The 17,786-nt window shown below is 59.7% G+C and carries 20 protein-coding genes, 2 tRNA genes and 1 pseudogene; 10 read left to right on the forward strand and 13 right to left on the reverse strand.

Features of this window, described 5'->3' with window-relative positions:
• Positions 1-40 precede the first annotated feature (40 nt).
• The 3 genes from AC07V9_RS13180 to AC07V9_RS13190 are packed head-to-tail and all read right to left on the reverse strand — an operon-like array spanning position 41 to position 2,890.
• Positions 41-835 (reverse strand): ABC transporter ATP-binding protein, encoded by a 795-nt coding sequence (locus tag AC07V9_RS13180; protein WP_495016146.1) that lies wholly within the window; start codon positions 833-835, stop codon positions 41-43.
• Positions 829-1,827, reverse strand: coding sequence for an ABC transporter permease (locus AC07V9_RS13185; RefSeq protein ID WP_495016147.1), 999 nt, complete (start codon positions 1,825-1,827; stop codon positions 829-831). The genes AC07V9_RS13180 and AC07V9_RS13185 overlap by 7 nt, the downstream gene beginning before the upstream one ends.
• Positions 1,814-2,890 (reverse strand): ABC transporter substrate-binding protein, encoded by a 1,077-nt coding sequence (locus AC07V9_RS13190; protein WP_495016148.1) that lies wholly within the window; start codon positions 2,888-2,890, stop codon positions 1,814-1,816. Before AC07V9_RS13190 ends, AC07V9_RS13185 begins: the two co-directional genes overlap by 14 nt.
• 293 nt (positions 2,891-3,183) lie before the next feature.
• Between AC07V9_RS13190 and AC07V9_RS13195 the strand changes: the two genes are divergently transcribed.
• The gene (locus AC07V9_RS13195) at positions 3,184-3,816 is read left to right on the forward strand and encodes a DUF5666 domain-containing protein (protein ID WP_495016149.1); all 633 of its coding nucleotides are present in this window, start codon (positions 3,184-3,186) and stop codon (positions 3,814-3,816) included.
• A gap of 66 nt (positions 3,817-3,882) precedes the next feature.
• On the opposite strand, the gene AC07V9_RS13200 is transcribed toward AC07V9_RS13195, so the two are convergent.
• From AC07V9_RS13200 to AC07V9_RS13210, 3 genes are all read right to left on the reverse strand, one after another.
• A complete protein-coding gene (locus AC07V9_RS13200; RefSeq protein ID WP_495016150.1) occupies positions 3,883-4,230 on the reverse strand; it encodes a 2-oxoacid ferredoxin oxidoreductase in 348 nt (115 codons plus the stop codon).
• Positions 4,231-4,337: 107 nt separating this feature from the next.
• Positions 4,338-4,895, reverse strand: coding sequence for a DUF4174 domain-containing protein (locus AC07V9_RS13205; RefSeq protein WP_495016151.1), 558 nt, complete (start codon positions 4,893-4,895; stop codon positions 4,338-4,340).
• Between the two features lie 240 nt (positions 4,896-5,135).
• A tRNA-Val gene (locus AC07V9_RS13210) sits at positions 5,136-5,212 on the reverse strand.
• Positions 5,213-5,504: 292 nt separating this feature from the next.
• Between AC07V9_RS13210 and AC07V9_RS13215 the strand changes: the two genes are divergently transcribed.
• The gene (locus AC07V9_RS13215; RefSeq protein ID WP_495016152.1) at positions 5,505-5,852 is read left to right on the forward strand and encodes a hypothetical protein; all 348 of its coding nucleotides are present in this window, start codon (positions 5,505-5,507) and stop codon (positions 5,850-5,852) included.
• Between the two features lie 103 nt (positions 5,853-5,955).
• On the opposite strand, the gene AC07V9_RS13220 is transcribed toward AC07V9_RS13215, so the two are convergent.
• Positions 5,956-6,032 (reverse strand) — tRNA-Val (locus tag AC07V9_RS13220).
• Positions 6,033-6,238: 206 nt separating this feature from the next.
• Here AC07V9_RS13220 and AC07V9_RS13225 point away from each other — a divergent pair.
• Positions 6,239-7,522 carry an NAD(P)/FAD-dependent oxidoreductase gene (locus AC07V9_RS13225; protein WP_495016153.1) on the forward strand — a complete coding sequence of 428 codons (1,284 nt, stop codon included), beginning with the start codon at positions 6,239-6,241 and terminating at the stop codon, positions 7,520-7,522.
• Between the two features lie 56 nt (positions 7,523-7,578).
• On the opposite strand, the gene AC07V9_RS13230 is transcribed toward AC07V9_RS13225, so the two are convergent.
• A complete protein-coding gene (locus AC07V9_RS13230) occupies positions 7,579-8,235 on the reverse strand; it encodes a peptidase C39 family protein (RefSeq protein WP_495016154.1) in 657 nt (218 codons plus the stop codon).
• A 254-nt stretch (positions 8,236-8,489) separates the two neighbouring features.
• Between AC07V9_RS13230 and AC07V9_RS13235 the strand changes: the two genes are divergently transcribed.
• Positions 8,490-8,666, forward strand: a complete 177-nt coding sequence (locus tag AC07V9_RS13235) for a hypothetical protein (RefSeq protein WP_495016155.1) — start codon at positions 8,490-8,492, stop codon at positions 8,664-8,666.
• 83 nt (positions 8,667-8,749) lie between these two features.
• Here the strand turns inward: AC07V9_RS13235 and AC07V9_RS13240 are convergent, their stop codons facing one another.
• The gene (locus AC07V9_RS13240; protein ID WP_495016156.1) at positions 8,750-9,514 is read right to left on the reverse strand and encodes a TerC family protein; all 765 of its coding nucleotides are present in this window, start codon (positions 9,512-9,514) and stop codon (positions 8,750-8,752) included.
• A 125-nt stretch (positions 9,515-9,639) separates the two neighbouring features.
• Here AC07V9_RS13240 and nhaR point away from each other — a divergent pair, with 125 nt between their 5' ends.
• Entirely contained in the window at positions 9,640-10,536 is an 897-nt protein-coding gene (nhaR, locus tag AC07V9_RS13245) for a transcriptional activator NhaR (protein WP_495016157.1), read from the forward strand.
• Here nhaR and AC07V9_RS13250 read toward each other — a convergent pair.
• Positions 10,533-11,690 (reverse strand): MFS transporter, encoded by a 1,158-nt coding sequence (locus AC07V9_RS13250; protein WP_495016158.1) that lies wholly within the window; start codon positions 11,688-11,690, stop codon positions 10,533-10,535. The genes nhaR and AC07V9_RS13250 overlap by 4 nt on opposite strands.
• A 192-nt stretch (positions 11,691-11,882) precedes the next feature.
• Positions 11,883-12,392 carry a DUF1993 domain-containing protein gene (locus AC07V9_RS13255; protein WP_495016159.1) on the reverse strand — a complete coding sequence of 170 codons (510 nt, stop codon included), beginning with the start codon at positions 12,390-12,392 and terminating at the stop codon, positions 11,883-11,885.
• A 118-nt stretch (positions 12,393-12,510) separates the two neighbouring features.
• Here AC07V9_RS13255 and AC07V9_RS13260 point away from each other — a divergent pair, with 118 nt between their 5' ends.
• Positions 12,511-13,191, forward strand: coding sequence for a YceH family protein (locus AC07V9_RS13260; protein ID WP_495016160.1), 681 nt, complete (start codon positions 12,511-12,513; stop codon positions 13,189-13,191).
• 148 nt (positions 13,192-13,339) lie between these two features.
• Here AC07V9_RS13260 and AC07V9_RS13265 read toward each other — a convergent pair whose 3' ends face one another.
• Positions 13,340-14,152: a shikimate 5-dehydrogenase gene (locus AC07V9_RS13265; protein WP_495016161.1), complete on the reverse strand. Its 813-nt coding sequence runs from the start codon at positions 14,150-14,152 to the stop codon at positions 13,340-13,342.
• Between the two features lie 226 nt (positions 14,153-14,378).
• Here AC07V9_RS13265 and AC07V9_RS13270 point away from each other — a divergent pair, with 226 nt between their 5' ends.
• Positions 14,379-14,726, forward strand: a complete 348-nt coding sequence (locus AC07V9_RS13270) for a hypothetical protein (protein WP_495016162.1) — start codon at positions 14,379-14,381, stop codon at positions 14,724-14,726.
• A gap of 277 nt (positions 14,727-15,003) precedes the next feature.
• Complete coding sequence (locus AC07V9_RS13275) at positions 15,004-15,186, forward strand: hypothetical protein (protein WP_495016163.1); 183 nt, start codon at positions 15,004-15,006, stop codon at positions 15,184-15,186.
• A gap of 207 nt (positions 15,187-15,393) precedes the next feature.
• Here AC07V9_RS13275 and AC07V9_RS13280 read toward each other — a convergent pair.
• A pseudogene (locus AC07V9_RS13280) lies at positions 15,394-15,955 on the reverse strand (hypothetical protein).
• Between the two features lie 283 nt (positions 15,956-16,238).
• On the opposite strand from AC07V9_RS13280, the gene pbpG reads away from it, so the two are divergent.
• On the forward strand, positions 16,239-17,174 hold the full coding sequence (gene pbpG / locus AC07V9_RS13285) for a D-alanyl-D-alanine endopeptidase (RefSeq protein ID WP_495016164.1): 936 nt from the start codon (positions 16,239-16,241) through the stop codon (positions 17,172-17,174).
• Between the two features lie 151 nt (positions 17,175-17,325).
• Positions 17,326-17,784: a DUF2214 family protein gene (locus tag AC07V9_RS13290; protein WP_495016165.1), complete on the forward strand. Its 459-nt coding sequence runs from the start codon at positions 17,326-17,328 to the stop codon at positions 17,782-17,784.
• Positions 17,785-17,786 lie beyond the last annotated feature (2 nt).

The raw sequence follows: 17,786 nt of genomic DNA on the forward strand, positions 1-17,786 counted from the left end.
CGCGCTGCCCTGATCATGGTCAGCGCGCATTCGCCCACCTCTACCAGCTCTCTCCCAGCCCCAAAAGACCCAGGATCTGCTTGCGCAGATCAATCAGATACGGGTCATCGCGATGCCGCGGGTAGCCCCGCTCGATGGTCAGTTCAGCCTTGATCGTTGCCGGACGGTCGCTGAACACGATCACGCGATTGGCCAGCAGCAGCGCCTCTTCCACATCGTGGGTCACCAGCAACGCCGTGTACCCCTGACGCTGCCAGAGGTCGATCAGCTCCTGCTGCATGGCAATGCGCGTCAAGGAATCGAGCTTGCCCAAGGGCTCGTCAAGAACCAGCAGGCGCGGCTCGTTGACCAGCGCCCGAGCCAGCGCAACCCGCTGCGCCATGCCACCCGACAGCTGCCGAGGATAGGCGCGAGCAAACGAGCTCAAGCCGACCTTGGCCAGTGCCTGATCGACCTTGCCTTTGGTGGTCTTGAGCAAGCCCTGAGCTTCGAGCCCCAGCGCAACGTTGTCCCAAACTCGGCGCCAGGGGTACAGCGTCGGGTCCTGAAACACCACGACACGGCTTGGATCAGGCGCCGTGATGTCTGCGCCATCGGCCTGCAGCGTGCCGCGATCAGCGCTTTCCAGCCCCGCCACCAGGCGTAACAACGTCGACTTGCCGCAACCCGAAGGCCCCAGCAACGCGACGAATTCGCCCGGCGCCACGTCGAGGGAAACGCGCTCCAGCACCGGCAGCCGATGGCCTTCCAGAGAAAAACCATGACTGAGATTTTCAATGCGCAGGGCCAGTCCAGGACTGCCTTGCGCCACAGTTGCGTGGGCCGTGCTTACCATTTCATTGCTCCCTGTTGCCAGGCCAGCAGCCTGTCACGAATCAAAAACAACCCTGATATCAGCCCCGAACACGCCAGCGCCATGATCAACAGCGCCGCGTACATGTTGGCGTAGGCCGCCCAGCCCTGGGCCCACTGTAGATACCAGCCGATGCCGGATTTCACGCCCATCATCTCGGCCACCACCAGCGTCGAAAACGATGCGCCCAACCCCATGAACAAGCCGACGAAAACGTGCGGCAGCGCGGCAGGAATCGCCACTTTGAAGATCAGAAAACGCTGCTTCGCGCCGAGGGTTCGCGCCACGTCGTAGTAGGCCTTGTCGACACTCGACACCCCCGACCAGGTCAGCACGGTCACCGGAAACCAGGTCGCCAGGGCGATCAGGAATACGCTCGCGCTCCAACTGCTGGGGAATAGAAAGAAGCACAGCGGCAGCAACGCCGTCGACGGCACCGGCCCGAGAATCCGCAGCACCGGGTGCAGCCAATAGCCAATGCTGCGCGACCAGCCGATGGCGACCCCGGCGATGAAACCGGTAATGGCCCCCACCGCCACGCCGCTGCCCAGCAGAATCGCCGAATGCCACAGGCTGTCGGCCAGGCGCGGCCAGTCTTCCACGTACACATCCAGCAACGCCTGAGGCGGCGCAAAGAACGGCACAGGCATTAAACCGAGCTTGGCGGTCAGCAATTCCCACGTGCTCAGCAGAATCGGCAAGGCGATCAACCAAGGGCCCAAGGGTTGCGCCCGGCGGGCGAGGCGCTCGGACCAGCGACCGATGATGACCGCGAACACGATCAGCGCCGCGAGGGTCAGGCAGACATTGGCCAGCCCCTGCGTCATCGGCCACAGCCGCGTCGCGTTCGGCCACCAGACGATCAACGCAGCCGATGCGATCCACACCACTGCCGCCACCACGCCTTGCAGCCAGATTCGGCTGGCTACTGCGTTTACCGATTCGTTGGTTGCAGCCAGCTCAACTGAAGACATCGACAGTGATCTCCCCGGCGAAGGTAGCGGGATCGGTGCTTTGACGAATCACCTCGACGGTTTTCAGGTCCCGCACATAGGTGGCGATTTCAGCAGTCAATGCCGCGCCAACGGCGTGATGGCCGTGGGTGTGATCGTGCAGGATGGCGACCACTTCTTCGGTCGTGGTGTTGAGCGCGTAGGCCTGGAAGCCTTTTGCGACTTCTTCGGGATGTTTGACCGAGTAATCGTGGGCTTCGAGAATCGCCTGCGTCAGCGCCGCGACCACGCGCTTGTCATCGCGCGCCAGCTTGCCGGTCACGCCGACCACGCAGCAACTGAGGTTGGCGTATTCCTCTACCAGATTGGTCGACAGCTCCCGCGCCTTGCCGGCGTTGATCAGGCGATACATGAACGGGTCGCTGCCGCTGACCGCCTGCACTTCACCACGCTCAAGGGCTGTGCCCAGCAGGTCAGCCGGGTACAGGCGCCATTCGATGTCGCGCACCGGGTCGACGCCGTGTTTTTTCAGGAGAATCGAGAAGAAGTTGCGATCCGGGCTGGCCATGTCGGTCACGCCGATGGCCTTGCCCTTGAGGTCTTCGAGCTTGCTGACACCGCCATTGGCCGCGCTCAGCAGGCGCAGGCAGCCGCCGTGAGTGCCAGCCGTGAGCTTGACGTCGAAGCCCTGCTCCAGCGCCTTGAGCCAGCGAAGCGCCATGCCGATACCGGCATCGGCCTTGCCCGTGGCAATGGCCTCAAGCAGCACCTCGGTGGAGTTGCCAAAGTTGACCAGCTCGACATCCAGGTTGTGCTTCTTGAAGAAGCCTTGCCCGTGGGCGATGACCACCGGCGCCAGGCACACCGCATTGAGGTTGACTGCCAGTTTCAGTGCGCGGGGTTGATCCAGGCGGATGAAATCCCCGGTCCCGGCAGGTTCGGCCCCTGCCTCATGGGATGCGTGATCCGCGTGCTCATCTGCGGCCCAGACACCTCGTGGCAACGAAAACAGAAGCGGTGAAGCCAATGCGGCCCCCGCCAGACCCAATACGCGGCGGCGGCTCAGATGATCGAAGACGGCCATGGATGTTCCCTTACCAGATGAATGAAATGGACGTGGTCATCTGGAAGACTCTAATAACCGTTACTAAGGTTCCAGCGACTGCTTAAAACTTTATCACCGGATTTTTAATTACTTAAATTCATTTTAATTCTATATGACTATGCAAACAGTCTATGTATCTACTCAGTAGTCCCGGCATCATGCGCGACAAAACCTACCCATTGAGCGAGCCTTTCTGACACGGATGTCATCAACTTCCCGGGCCGGTGACGCTAAGCTCGCCATTCGGAACCCCACACAGGATTGCGACACCCATGAAAACCACAACAGGCAAGCGACTGCGTGACACCCTGCTGATTTCCAGCCTGCTGGCGTCGGCGCTGATGATGGTCAGCCCCTCCTACGCTGATGACGCCAAACCGACCCGCGTGCGCGGCGCGATCACCGCGATCGACGGCGACTCGCTCAAGGTTCACAGCAACAAGGGTGAAGACCTGCAGATCCACCTGACCCAAGACACCCAGGTGCGCGGGGTGACGCTGGCGCAAGTCTCGGAGATCAAGCCGGGCAGTTACATCGGTTCGGCGGCCGTACCGCAGGCCGACGGCACCTTGAAGGCGCTGGAAGTCCACGTCTTCCCGCCGGAAATGGCCGGTACCGGCGACGGTCACCGCGCATTCGATCTGGGCAAGGACAGCACCATGACCAATGGCTCGGTGGGCGATCTGGTGACCAGCAACGGGCGCACCATCACCGTCAACTACAAGGGTGGGCAGAAAAAGATCGTAATTCCGGATGACGTGCCCATCGTCAATCTGGTGCCGGGAGATCGCAGCCTGCTCAAGCCGGGGATGAAAGTCGTGCTGCAGGCGCAGCCCGGCGCAGACGGCGCACTCAATGCGCTGTCGATTTCAGCAGGGGAAAATGGCGTGACACCGCCGATGTAAAACAGACATGAGGCTGCGAACCTGCAGGCACGAAGGCATTCGCCCTACAGGATTCGCAGTTTGGGATTACAGGCAGGTGGCAACCACCGCACCACGCTGGTCCACAGCCTTGCCGCCCGGTTTAGCGTAGAAGCTGATCGCGGTCGAACCGCCCTTGCCGCTCACGTCGGCAAAGTACTCGCCTTCAGTGGTGTAGACAGTGAATTCGCCTGGCTTGCCGGTTTCCATGAACACGTCGGCCACGTCGCCAAATATCTGCACGTTGGCCCAGCTCACCTTGATGCACTCGGCGACCGCCGCGGCCGGTTTCTGGCTCGAATAGACCTGCGCAGGTCCCGCCGAACGCGTCTGATTCAAGCTCATGCAACCCGCCAGCATCGCCGCCAGCGCTACAGCTCCCGCCCAGTGTTTCATGACAGTCCTTTCGCTCAAAAAGGAGCGATCTTACCAGCAAGCTCCGCCCGCCCCTACCCTCATGAAACCGGAGCAGGGTCCAGGCCCCTCGCTGGTGTCGAACGAGGTCAATCATCCAGGGCGGCAGGTGGCGCGGCAGGGGCATTTTTGCCAGCTTTACCCGGCTTGCCACCTTGGGCGGCGGACTTGGGTTCAGCGGCCGGCGCGACAGGCGCAGGCGCCGCCGCCTCTTTCTCGGCCATCGGCATCTGGTCGATGGTGCTGAAGATCTCTTTGGGATCGATCGCGCCTTTGTGGTCGATCTTCTTCTCGCCGTCCTTGCCGACCAGGATCACCTGCGCCTGATCCTTGTCCAGCACGCCGAGCTTCAGCTCCCTAATGAGCGCCATGGTCGACTGCGCGTCCATTTCCTTGCCATTGCGCTGCCCCGCCAGGCCGACGATGGTGTAGAGCACCATGTTGCGCTTGGCGAAGCCTTCTTTATTAGCGGGTTCGTCGAGTTGTTTCTTCAGGGTGGTCAGTGTCGAATCCACTGAACTTGAGGCAATGATGATCAGCGGACGAGACTTGCCGCGCTCTTGCGCCAGTGGGGTGTCTGCCTCGGCAGCCAGCAAGGGAGTAGAAACAGCCAGCAGAACGGCAAGGGTCAGTGACCGACTAAACATACGCACCTCCTTCGGATATCCATGCACTGATGATCGCGCATCGTGGCAAAAGGTCCAGTCGATGGCTTGAAAAATCAGGATTTCTTTCAGATGGATACGTGACCGAAAGCGTAGCCAATCGGGCAGAGCGCTGGCACACCGAGCTGAAGAGGCGGACCTGGGTAAAAACGACAGACAACAAAAAAGGGCGAATCTTCCGATTCGCCCTTTTTGTCACCGCCCAGCAGAGCGGATTTTGTTTGGTAGGCGCGATTGGACTCGAACCAACGACCCCCACCATGTCAAGGTGGTGCTCTAACCAACTGAGCTACGTGCCTGCTGTGGGTCGGCATTCTACGGATATTCAAATGTGTGTCAACGTCTTTTTTCACACTAACCCTATGAATATGCGAATTTTTTGTAGCCCTTCCCTAAGGCCTTCGCTTCATGTCGCGGGCCGAGCGCGGCAGCCGGGCCAATTTCGCCACCTATCCTGCTGCCTTAAACACTGCACAGTGGCATCACACCCTGATGCCTCTCAAAGCAGTACCGCTGGTCGCCACGTTGGCACTTCATCTGATGTTCAATGGCCCAACATCTAGACAGGATTCAAGACATGGAGATCACTCAATGAATAAATCATTTATGGCGATTGCGTTGGGATGCATGCTCACCTGCGGATCGACTGCAGCCTTGGCCGGATCAGCCTCTCCGGTAATAGGCGCACCATCCTCCCAGACCGGGCAGGACCCACGCACCCAAGGCAGCGACATCGAACGCCAAGGCACCAACATGGACAAAGGCGACCCTGCTACCGGCATTCGCAGGGGCATGAATACCGGCTCCATGAGCAATGGTACTGGCGGCAGCGATGGTGTGTCGCTTCCCGGTGGTGAGGATACGGGAGGCGGGTCTACAGGCAGCGGCTCGAAGGGCTCTTCGGGCAGCTCGTCAAGCGCCGGAGGTGCCGGGGGTTAATGAAGACGCTCGAACCATTGGGCGAAACGCAACGATCAGAACAAAAAAGGGCGACCCTCTCGGATCGCCCTTTTCTTTTACCGCCCAGCAGAGCGGATTTGTTTGGTAGGCACGATTGGACTCGAACCAACGACCCCCACCATGTCAAGGTGGTGCTCTAACCAACTGAGCTACGTGCCTGCTGTGGGGCGGCATTCTACGGATATTCAACAGGCTGTCAACCCGTTAATTTTCATAACCCACTGAAAATTCTGGTCTTTTGTAAAGCTGACAGATTACCCGGCACATATCTAAGACACCTGAACCCGATAATCCTGCTGGTGGCCGCATTTTATCTCAGGTAGCATCGGCGCACTCGTCAAGAATATTAAACAGGGGCCTTCAGGATGACGAACACCGCTTACCCGCAGTCTTATTACGCCGCTTCAGCCAATCCCGCCCCTGCCCACGCTGCACTGCAAGGCGAGGTCGAAACAGATGTGTGCGTGATCGGCGCAGGCTACACGGGTCTTTCAAGCGCCCTCTTCCTGTTGGAAAACGGCTTCAAGGTCACGGTGCTGGAAGCGGCGAAGGTCGGCTTTGGAGCATCCGGGCGTAACGGCGGGCAGATCGTCAACAGCTACAGCCGCGACATTGATGTCATTGAACGCACGGTCGGCCCGAAACAGGCGCAATTGATGGGCCAGATGGCTTTCGAAGGCGGGCGTATCATCCGTGAGCGCGTGGCCAAATACCAGATCCAGTGCGACCTGAAGGACGGCGGCGTGTTTGCCGCTATCACCCCCAAGCAGATGGGCCATCTGGAATCGCAAAAAACGCTCTGGGAGCGTTACGGCCATACGCAGCTGGAGCTGATGGATCAGCGCCGCATTCGCGAAGTGGTGGCGTGCGATCAATACATCGGCGGCATGCTCGACATGAGCGGCGGCCACATTCACCCTCTCAACCTCGCCCTGGGCGAAGCCGCTGCGGTGGAGTCACTGGGCGGCGCAATCTACGAGCAGTCGGCAGCCATCAAGATCGAACGCGGGCCGAGCCCCGTGGTGCACACCGCGCAGGGCAAGGTGCGAGCGAAGTTCATCATCGTCGCGGGTAACGCTTATCTGGGCAATCTGGTGCCGGAGCTGGCAGCCAAATCCATGCCGTGCGGCACACAGGTGATCACCACCGAGCCCCTGAGCGAAGAACTGGCCAGTACCCTGTTGCCCCAGGATTACTGCGTCGAAGACTGCAATTACCTGCTCGACTATTACCGTCTCTCTGGCGACAAACGCCTGATCTTCGGCGGCGGTGTGGTATACGGCGCGCGGGACCCGGCAAACATCGAGGCGATCATTCGCCCGAAAATGCTCAAGGCCTTCCCGCAACTCAAAGACGTGAAGATCGATTACGCCTGGACAGGCAACTTCCTGCTGACGCTGTCGCGCCTGCCGCAAGTGGGTCGCCTGGGTGAGAACATCTATTACTCCCAAGGCTGCAGCGGCCATGGCGTGACCTACACCCACCTGGCCGGCAAGGTACTGGCCGAGGCATTGCGCGGGCAGGCCGAGCGTTTCGATGCGTTTGCAGGGTTGCCTCACTACCCATTCCCGGGTGGGCAATTGCTGCGCACGCCGCTGACGGCGATGGGTGCGTGGTATTACAGCCTGCGTGACAAGCTGGGGTTCTGAATCGACGCTAGAGCAGCGCGGCTTGCCGCACTGCTACAAGGGTTGAAGCCGGTGAATCAGCGCGGGTTATTGATCGCCTTGATCGCCTCACCTGCCGCCTGCTCTTGGCCTGCCTGAGCCAGTTCATTGGCAGCCTTCAGCCAACGTTCACGATCCACCGGCGCTGGCAGCTGACGCGGTCCTTGCACCAGAATTGCCCAATTGCCGGCGCTGTTCCAGTCCGAGGTGAATTCATCGAAGCTGACGGTCAGGCGCCCAAGCCCGGTGTAAATCAGCACCGTGCGCTTGTTCTGATTGAAGCCCACCAGCACGCCATAGCGCTGTTCCTTCCACCACAACGAGCCGTCGTTGAAGCGCACCAGCACCGGATACCCGGCGGCAACCTGCGCCAGCAAATCGGTGAACTGATGATCGACCGGATAGACCACAAAACCGTACTCGCGGGCCAGATTCGGCATGTTCACATCGAGCCTTTCTTCGGCGCCTGGCAGTTTCAACGGTTTCTCGAGCAGCCCCGGTGTAGTCTGCACACCGTGCACGGTCAGCATGCTGGCCAAGGCGAAAGGCGCACTTTGATAGGCCTTGCCCCGGAAGAATGGCACCGAGTTGATCTCGACCCGATCCGGCAGGCTCTTGTATTGCGCGGGATAACCGGGCTTGTAGGCGTGGGGGTCAGCGCAGCCCGCCAGAGCAAGCGCTGCGGCCAGCGCCATCCACTTCCTTTTGGTTCCAGAGAGACCCAATAGAGACATTCTTCACTCACTTGTCTGGTGCCGGGCAACCCACGACCCGGCCTGGACGCCGATCATAGGGCCGCGGGCGTTCGGGGTATAGCCTCAATGCGCAGTTCGCCCCACTGGATAGAACAAATCGGTCATGGATTTATACCAACGGTCAATTTTCAGAAACAACCGGCGTACTAGACTGTCGGTTACTAAGAGAACGAAGCGAAGAGCCGGAGGAACGTATGAGCCTCGGAATGACCATTGTGATGTTGATCGCCGCTTGGCTGGCCGTTGCCGGCGCCATGTTGTGGGGCGTGATGCGGATTTCCCGTCGTCACCATCCGCATTATCGCAACACCGAAGCGGCAAAACCTGCACCCGCTCATGGGCGCAAATCCCGTCATGCCGCTGCGCATTGACGTCTTTTCCCTAAGCCTCCAATAAAAAAAGCGGTCGGTGATGGCGTCCCCATCCCCGACCGCTTTTCGTTGCGACGTGGCGATCAGCTTTTTTGCGCCTGAGCCTCAGCTTCCAGTTTCCGCTGCCGGGAGCGGCGAGCCATCATGTTGAGGATCTCGATCAGCGCCGAGAACGCCATGGCGGTGTAGACATAGCCTTTCGGTACGTGGGCGCCAAAGCCTTCGGCGATCAAGGTCATGCCGATCATGATCAGGAAGCCCAAGGCCAGCATGACCACCGTCGGGTTGTCATTGATGAACTTGGCCAGCGGCTCCGAAGCCACCAGCATCACGATGACCGCAGCGATCACGGCGATGACCATGATCGGCAAGTGTTCGGTCATGCCGACGGCGGTCACGATGCTGTCGATGGAGAACACCAGGTCGAGCATCAGGATCTGACCGATCGCAGCGGCCATGCCCATCACCACCGTGTTAGAGACAGCCTTTTCCTCTTCGCTCTTGATGTCCATGCTGTGATGGATTTCAGTGGTGGCCTTCCAGACCAGGAACAGACCACCGGCGATCAGGATCATGTCTTTCCACGAAAACATCTGGCCGAACACGTCGATGACCGGCTCGGTCAACTGGACGATCCACGCCACCGTGGTCAACAGGCCCAGACGCAGGATCAGCGCCATGCTGATACCGATGCGGCGCGCCTTGGTGCGCTGATGGACCGGCAGTTTATTGGTCAGGATCGAGATGAAGATCAGGTTATCGATACCCAGGACGATTTCCATGACGACCAGCGTCGCCAGGGCAATCCACGCCGTAGGGCTTGCAGCCAGTTCTAAAAGATATTCCATGTGCCAGTGATCCAGAGTCGTGTGGGGAAACAAGGCGGCATTTTAAGGAGTAAAACACTTCAGGAAAATTCGTATTTTTCAGGCGTATACTTCGGATTTAACGAATTATCAGGCGACCGCCGATCATGCTCAATTACCGACAACTGCATTACTTCTGGATGGTGGCCAAGACCGGCAGCATCGTGCGCGCCTGCGAGCAATTGAACCTCACGCCGCAAACCATCAGTGGTCAGCTTAGCCTGCTGGAGCAGACCTACGGCGTCGAGCTGTTCAAACGGGTCGGGCGCCAGCTGGAATTGACCGAAATGGGCCGCATCGCCCTGCCCTACGCCGAGCAGATGTTTCAGCTGGGCGGTGAGCTTGAAGCGCTGTTAAGGGCGCAACCCGATGAGCAGCAGATCCTGTTTCGCGTGGGGGTTGCCGATGTGGTGCCCAAATCCATCGTGTATCGTTTGATCGCGCCGACCATGGCATTGAATGAGCCGATCCGCATCACCTGCCGTGAAGGCCAGCTCGAACGTCTGCTGGCGGATCTGGCGATTCAGCGGCTGGATCTAGTGATCTCCGACAGCCCTATGCCTTCGCACCTGGACATCAAGGGTTACAGCCAGAAGCTGGGTGAATGCGGCGTGAGCTTTTTCGCGACCGCCTCGCTGGCCGAAGCTTACGGGCAGGACTTTCCCCATGGCATGCAGGGTGCCCCGTTACTGATTCCCGGCCAGCAAACCGTGGTACGCAGCCGCTTGATGCGCTGGTTTGCCGAGCAGAATGTGCAGCCGAAGATTGTCGGGGAATTCGATGACAGCGCCTTGATGAAGGCTTTCGGCAAATCCGGCAGCGGCATTTTTATCGCGCCCAGCGTGATTGCCGACGAGGTGATGGAGCAGTACGACGTCGAGCTGATTGGCCAGACCGACGCGGTGACCGAGTCGTTTTACGCGATCTCGGTCGAGCGCAAGGTCAAGCACCCCGGCATCGTCGCCATCACAGAAGGCGCACGACGCCAGTTGTTCACCGATTAGGCGTCGCAGGTCGCGACTTTCGGCTTGGCGGCCATCAGCAGCAACGCCAGCAGAATCGACAACAGAATGATGCCAGCGGCAGCGAAACCCAGGCTGCCCAGGCCAAGATGATCGATCACCCGACCGCCAACGATGGCGCCCAGACCAATCCCCAGATTGCCCCCGGCGATGTTCAGCGACGCAGCAAAGGCCGGGGCCTGAGGTGCGGCCTTCATCAGCCGCACGTGACTGACCAGAAACAGCGCCGCCTGGGTCACACCCCACACCGCCAACGCGAACGCCAGTGCCGGCCAGGACTGCATGCTTGGCACCACCATGACCATGCCGCCGATCATGAAGGTGCAAAAGGTCAGGCTGGCGATCAGCGGATGGCGGTCGACCATTCGCCCGCCCAGCGAGTTGCCCAAAAGGCCCACTGCGCCAAAGCCCATCAGGCACCAGCCCACCACCGTACCGTTGAAACCTGCCAGACGTTCGAGCATGTCCGCCAGGTAGGTGTACGCCGTGAACATGCCGCTGAACACCAATACGGACAACAACACATGGCCCTGCATCAACGGGTTGCGCAGGATACGGAACTGGCTGCGAAACGAGGCCTGATCCTTGTGCACGCTCTGGGGCAGGTAAACGAAGAGCAGTAACGCCTTGGCGAATGCCAGGACCGAGAGCATCGCAAACGCTGCGCGCCAGCCAAAGGCGTCGGAGATCAACGTACCGACCGGAATGCCGAACACCGTCGCGCAGACGATGCCGAAACCGATCTTGGCAATCGCCCGACCCGCGTGATCGGGGCCGACGATGTCCACTGCCGTTTCACTGGCCAGCGCCCAAAATACCGGCAGGCCCAACGCCGGTATCAGCCGGGCGATGGCCATCACGCCGATGTTCGGCGCCAGCGCGGCTACCGCATTGGCCACGGCGAACATGATCAGCACCGAAATGAACAGGCGCTTGCGTTCGAAGCGCGAGAAATACGCGGTCAGGAAGGGACCGAAACACGCCACGGTAAAGGCGAACAGCGTGACCAGCAAGCCGGCCTGGGGGATGGTCACGGCCAGGTCACGGGCAATGGCGGGCAACAGGCCGACAATGACGAACTCTGTGGTCAGGACCGTGAAACCGGCGGCCGACAACAGGTAAATGGGGAAAAACATGAAATCTCCAGAACGACGAAATGACCGGTGCGGGCGCAGCGGTCAATCGGGGATGGCGTAAAGCGGATTGCGAAGGGTAACAGACATGGGTGCTCGACAGCCCCTTGAAACAAAACCGCCACCTGAACACTTCAGACGGCGGCAGGGATCAGGCGTTCAGCCCGACCCGGCGTTGCGGTGACCCAACGGCGATCAGAACGAGCCGATGTAGTCGCGCTTGCCGACTTCCACGCCGTTGTGGCGCAGCAGGTCGTAGGCGGTGGTGACGTGGAAGAAGAATTGCGGCAGCGAGTAGTGCAGCAAGTAGGTCTGGGTATTCAGGCGCTTCTCTTTATCAGTGCCTGGACGCAGCACGATTTCACGCTCTTCAAAGCCGTTGACCTGCTCGGGGGTGACGGTGTCGAGGAATGCCAGGACCTTGGTCAGCAGCGCTTGCAGCTCGGCGAAAGTGGTTTCGGTGTCTTCGTATTTCGGCGGCTCGATCCCGGCCAGACGCGCACCGGCACCCTTGGCGAAGTCGACGGCGATCTGCACCTGACGCACCAGCGGGAACATGTCCGGAAACAGGCGCGCCTGAAGCAGTGCGTCAGGCTGGATGTTTTTGGCAGTGGCGTGGGCTTCACCTTTGGCCAACACGGCGCTCAGCGCGGTGAGCATCTGTTTGAAGACAGGAATCGAAGCGGCGTAGAGAGAAAGGGTCATGGCAGTTCCTGATTGAGAGAGTCGCATTGACGGGCATGTCGAGCATGCGAACGCGGCTTGTCTTTTACCTCATCCAGCCCCTACCCTCATAGCCTTTTCAACACGTAGGGAAAGGGTCATGTCCACCGAGCCGGATTCCGGGAAAGATCACGAGAACGATGCCGACAGCGCAGACACCCTGCAACTGAACAGCGCCGAAGTGCGCATCCTCGGTTGCCTGATCGAGAAACAGGCGACCAACCCTGAAACCTATCCCCTGACCCTCAACGCCCTGGTGCTGGCCTGCAACCAGAAAACCAGCCGCGAACCGGTGATGAACCTCACGCCCGGCCAGGTCGGGCAAAGCCTGCGCGCCCTGGAGAGCCAGCAGCTGGCGCGTCTGGTCATGGGCAGCCGCGCCGATCGCTGGGAGCACCGGGTCGATAAGACCCTGGAGCTGGTGCCTGCGCAGTTGATTCTGACGGGACTGTTGCTGTTGCGCGGGCCACAGACGGTCAACGAGCTGCTGACCCGCAGCAGCCGCATGCACGACTTCGATGACGCCGATGCGGTGGTCCATCAACTGGAGCGGTTGATCGGTCGAGGGCTGGCGGTGTTGATCCCGAAACAGGCCGGCCAGCGCGAAGACCGCTACACCCACGCGCTGGGTGATCCGGCCGACATGGACGCGATTCTGGCGGCGCGGCAGAACCCGCTCGAACGCTCGGGTGGCGGTGGCTCGGCACTGGCTGAGCGGGTGGAAGAGCTGGAGGCGCGGATTGCGGCGCTGGAGGGGCGATTGGCGAAGCTGGAGGGGTAACTCCCAGCAGAGGTGTCGCTCTGTGGGAGCCGGCTTGCTGGCGAAGGCGGTGTTTCAGATGCAGCTACTTTGCCTGATACACCGCTGTCGCTGCCGTCGTAACCCCCGACGTCTCCTACAGGATTCGCGTGTTGCGTGAAATCAGTGCTCAGCTCCGGGCGAACGTCGCAGCGGCCTGGTACTGCTCCTCGCTCGGCGTCACGCCGGTATAAAGGATGAACTGCTCCAGCGCCTGAATGGCGGCCACCTGGTCACCAGTGATCAGGCGTTTGCCGAGTCTTTCGGCCTGCAGAATGAACGGCGTACGCGCAGGGGTGGCGACCACGTCAAATGCCGTTTCGGCCGCTTCAATGGCCGAGGTCTCGAACGCCAGCGCTTGCGCTTGATCCCCGGCCATACCCAGCGGCGTGACGTTCACCAACAGCGGCGGACGTTCAGCCCCCAGTTCCGACTGCCATTCAAAACCACAGGTCTGCGCCAATGCCCTGCCCGCCGTCTCGTTGCGCGCGACGATCAGGCCATCAGTGAATCCCGCATCGCGCATCGCACAGGCGACGGCCTTGGCCATACCGCCGCTGCCACGCAGGGCGAAGCGCGTAGGCGGCACCGCGTGGGTGTCTAGCAGGTGCGCGACGGCAATGTAATCGGTGTTGTAAGCCTTCAAGTGACCGTCGGTGTTAACGATGGTATTGATCGACTCGATCGCCGCCGCTGAAGGGTCCATTTCATCGACCAGAGCAATGCAGGCTTCCTTGAACGGCATGGACACGCCACACCCGCGAATCCCCAAAGAACGCATGCCGGCAATGGCCGATGGCAGATCGCTCGGGGAAAAGGCCTTGTAATAGAAGTCCAGGCCCAACTGCTGATACAAGTGATTATGAAAGCGCACGCCGAAGTTGCCGGGACGACCCGCCAATGACATACAAAGCCGTGTTTGCTTGCTGGGCGTTACGAACATGAAATCTCCCGAACGGTATTAGATGACGCCCCAACAAAGGCGTAGAATTCAGTTGCTTGCGACATTACCCATGAAATTGTCATCAAGTTTGTCGAATACCTTACACAAAATTTACGCAACGGCTTCGCAGATTTTTGGAAAGTCGTTGTCTGATCAGTTATCCCGTGGCACTGCCTGAGCGTAACGCAGGCTCGCGACAACGGGACTGAACACCCGAGGAACAGTCATGATTCGTCACATCCCCAAGGTTGCCTTGTTGTTAGGTGCCCTCGCCCTCGCAGGCCAGGCTCAAGCCCATGGCGGCGGTCCAGGCTGGGGTGGAGCGGCAGTAATCGGCGCAGTCGTAGGCGGCGTGGTTGGCGCGGCCGTGGCTTCCGGTCCTGTCTACGCAGCACCGGCCCCTGTATATGTCGCGCCGCAACCGGTGTATTACGCGCCGCCACCACCACCGCCTGTCTACGTGCAGCCGGCTTATGTGGTTGAACGCCCTGTCGTGTACGGCCCGCGCTATTACGGCCCGCCACGCTACTACGGCCCACCACCAGGCTATTACCATGGTGGCGGCCGCTGGTAACAGCAGGCGCTGCTTGCAGACTGTCGGTTGCCTGACTAACAGCCATTGAATACCCGACCCCGCCCCACCGGCGGGGTTTTCGTTTGTGGGTGACGGTCGTTTATCCCGCGCTTTTCTTTAGCCTGAAAGGTTTCGTGCTGTGACGCTTCAGGCGTTTCCTGCATTCGACTTGAATAAAATCTGACCTCTTGCTCATCAATGACGACTATCGAGAGCGGTGATTTCTGCTGCCTGTCATCGCGCCGTAAAGTAGCGCCATAGATTGATGGAGGCACTTATGACCAAGGTTCAAATCATGTCGGTAGTCGGCAGCGCAGTTCCCACACAGCTTCGTGAGCGCGGCCTGTTGGCGTGCTGGTACTTGATGCACAACGGTGAGCCGGTGAGTGGCCCTCTGTTGTCATTGCCAGCGGCCCAGGCCCTGTCGCAGCAGTTGGAGGCGCACTCGCTCAACGGCTGAAACCGAATTTTGCTCTTTCTGAAATCGTGCGTTGCTCCGCACTTCCCTTTAGCCCGCATCCCTGATGCGGGCTTTTTTTTGGGTACGTATTTGGGGAGATTGGGTGTGTCTGAGGGTTTTGCGGCGTGGGTGAGATTCTGCCGTTAGCCAGAGCCCTGAACAGCACCAAAAAAGCCACAGTTGTACACGCACTGAAAAAAGCAGAATTCAAACGCGCTCAGCCAGCGTCGCATTCACCTGACACCGATGCGCCAGCTTCTGTAACCGCTTCTCCAACGCGCCCAACACCACTCGATCCGACCGGCCGCTTTCCAGTTCTTCGATCATGTCATTGGCCACCAGCCTCAGTTCATGAGCAATCACCACGCGGTCATCGTTCTGATCCAGCTTGTGCGACTCGAACAGCCGATGCAGGTAATCCTCCAGGGTTGCGCTGCAGACGATGACGGTCAGACGCCCGCAGATGCACCAGATTCACCGTGATCCTGGCCAGCAACTCATTCAGTTCACCGCACAGATACTGCATGCGCCGCGCATAACCGGTTTCCCGATCGCGCACCTGCTTTTGCGCCAGTGCCAGATCCTGACGACGTTGAATCGCCGGCACCGCAATGGCCATCATCAACCCCACGATCAGGCCGATCGCCTGGATCCAGCCTGCCCAGTCCGAAGGCTTCACAAACAATCCCGTCACGAGCAAGAGCACCGCAACGACCGCCGCGACAAACACCAACGAGGCGTACTCCTTGCTGATAAAACCCTTGGGCATTGCGCAACTCCTAGGCCAATTCAATTGAAGGGTATCGATGGCGTGGAATGCTAATCGGTGACCGACGGGAGTGCCATGAATATCGATGCCACCCGTTTAAATACCGGCTTTTTGCCTCTTTAACCTGAACGAATGCCATACAGCGTGCTTTTAATGCCAAAACGTCCTATGCAGGGCATCGACAGGGTTAGAAACTTGCTCCTAAAATGCGCCCATCTTGTTGTCGTTCTTGAGAAAAGTCGGCATTTCCCCTTGTATCTCTCTTTTTAAGTGAGCTTTGCTCTTGAAAATTCGCACAACACTCATCGGCCTGGTATTTGCACTCACAGGCCCGGCACTTTCCACCAGTGCCCTTGCGAACGAACCTGCCGCTTTCAATCGTGACCCCGCCAATCTTCACCTGGCCTCCGGCAGTGCCATGATCACCGACCTGCAGACCGGTCAGGTGCTCTACTCCAGCAACCCCGACGTGATCGTCCCTATCGCCTCGGTGACCAAGCTCATGACCGCCATGGTCACCCTCGACGCCAAGCTGCCGATGGATGAGATGGTCAAGGTCGACATCTCCCAGACCGCCGAAATGAAAGGCGTGTTCTCCCGCGTCAAGCTGGGCAGCGAGCTCAATCGTCACGACATGCTGCTGATCACCCTGATGTCCTCGGAAAACCGTGCGGCCGCAAGCCTGGCCCACAGTTATCCAGGTGGCTACCCCGCTTTCATCAAGGCGATGAACGCCAAGGCCAAGGCATTGGGCATGAGCCACACCGTGTACATGGAGCCCACGGGGCTGTCGGTGTTCAACGTCTCCACCGCTCGGGACCTGACCAAACTGGCCCTGGCCGCGCGCAACTACCCGATGCTGCGTGAGCTGAGCACCACCCCGGAAAAAACCGTGACTTTCCGCAAGCCCACTTACACTCTGGGCTTCAGCAACACCGACCATCTGGTGCGCAAGTCCAACTGGGACATCAAGCTGACCAAGACCGGTTTCACCAACCAGGCCGGTCACTGCCTGGTGCTGCTGACCAGCATGGCCAACCGTCAGGTCTCGGTGGTGATCCTCGACGCCTTTGGCAAGTTCACCCACTTCGCCGACGCCAGCCGCATGCGCCTGTGGATGGAGACCGGCAAGAGCGGCCCGGCGCCGGAAGTCGCGCTGCAGTACAAGAAGGAAAAGAACTTGGTCATGAAGCAGAAAGGCCTTCAGGCGTCCGATTAATCCCTTCTCTTCACCGCTGGCAAACCACGTGGAGTGCCAGCGCCCTCTTGGCTGACAACAGTTTCATCCACGCGACAGCGCACAACGCCCACGACCCGCTAAGCTTGCCTTGTCGACGCTTGCTTTGGACTTCGCTCGGGGGAGTTGCACCATGGTCATCAAATGGGTAGTGGCTGCGCTGCATCTATTGGCTTTCGGTTTTGCGCTGGCGGCGGTGCTGGCTCGAGGACGTGCATTGCGGCGGTTGCGCACCGACGATCCACGCTCGTTTCGCGATGTATTCGTGGTTGACAACATCTGGGGTGTCTCGGCGGGGATACTGCTGATCACCGGTGCCTTTCGCGCCTTCGGCGGGCTGGAAAAAGGCTCGTTCTATTACCTTCACCAACCCTTGTTTCACCTGAAGATGACTGCGTTCGTGGCCATCCTGGCGCTGGAAGTGGTGCCGATGTTCGCCCTGATCAAATGGCGCATCGCGTTCAAGAAGCAGCAACCCTTCGACACGTCCCTCTCCCGCCGTTTCGCGCGGATCAGCCATATGGAAGCGGCGCTGATGGTGCTCATCGTCATTGCCGCGACCGGGATGGCGCGGGGGATTCTGTTGAGTTAGGC

The organism is Pseudomonas sp. GW821-FHT02A11 (assembly GCF_059421985.1).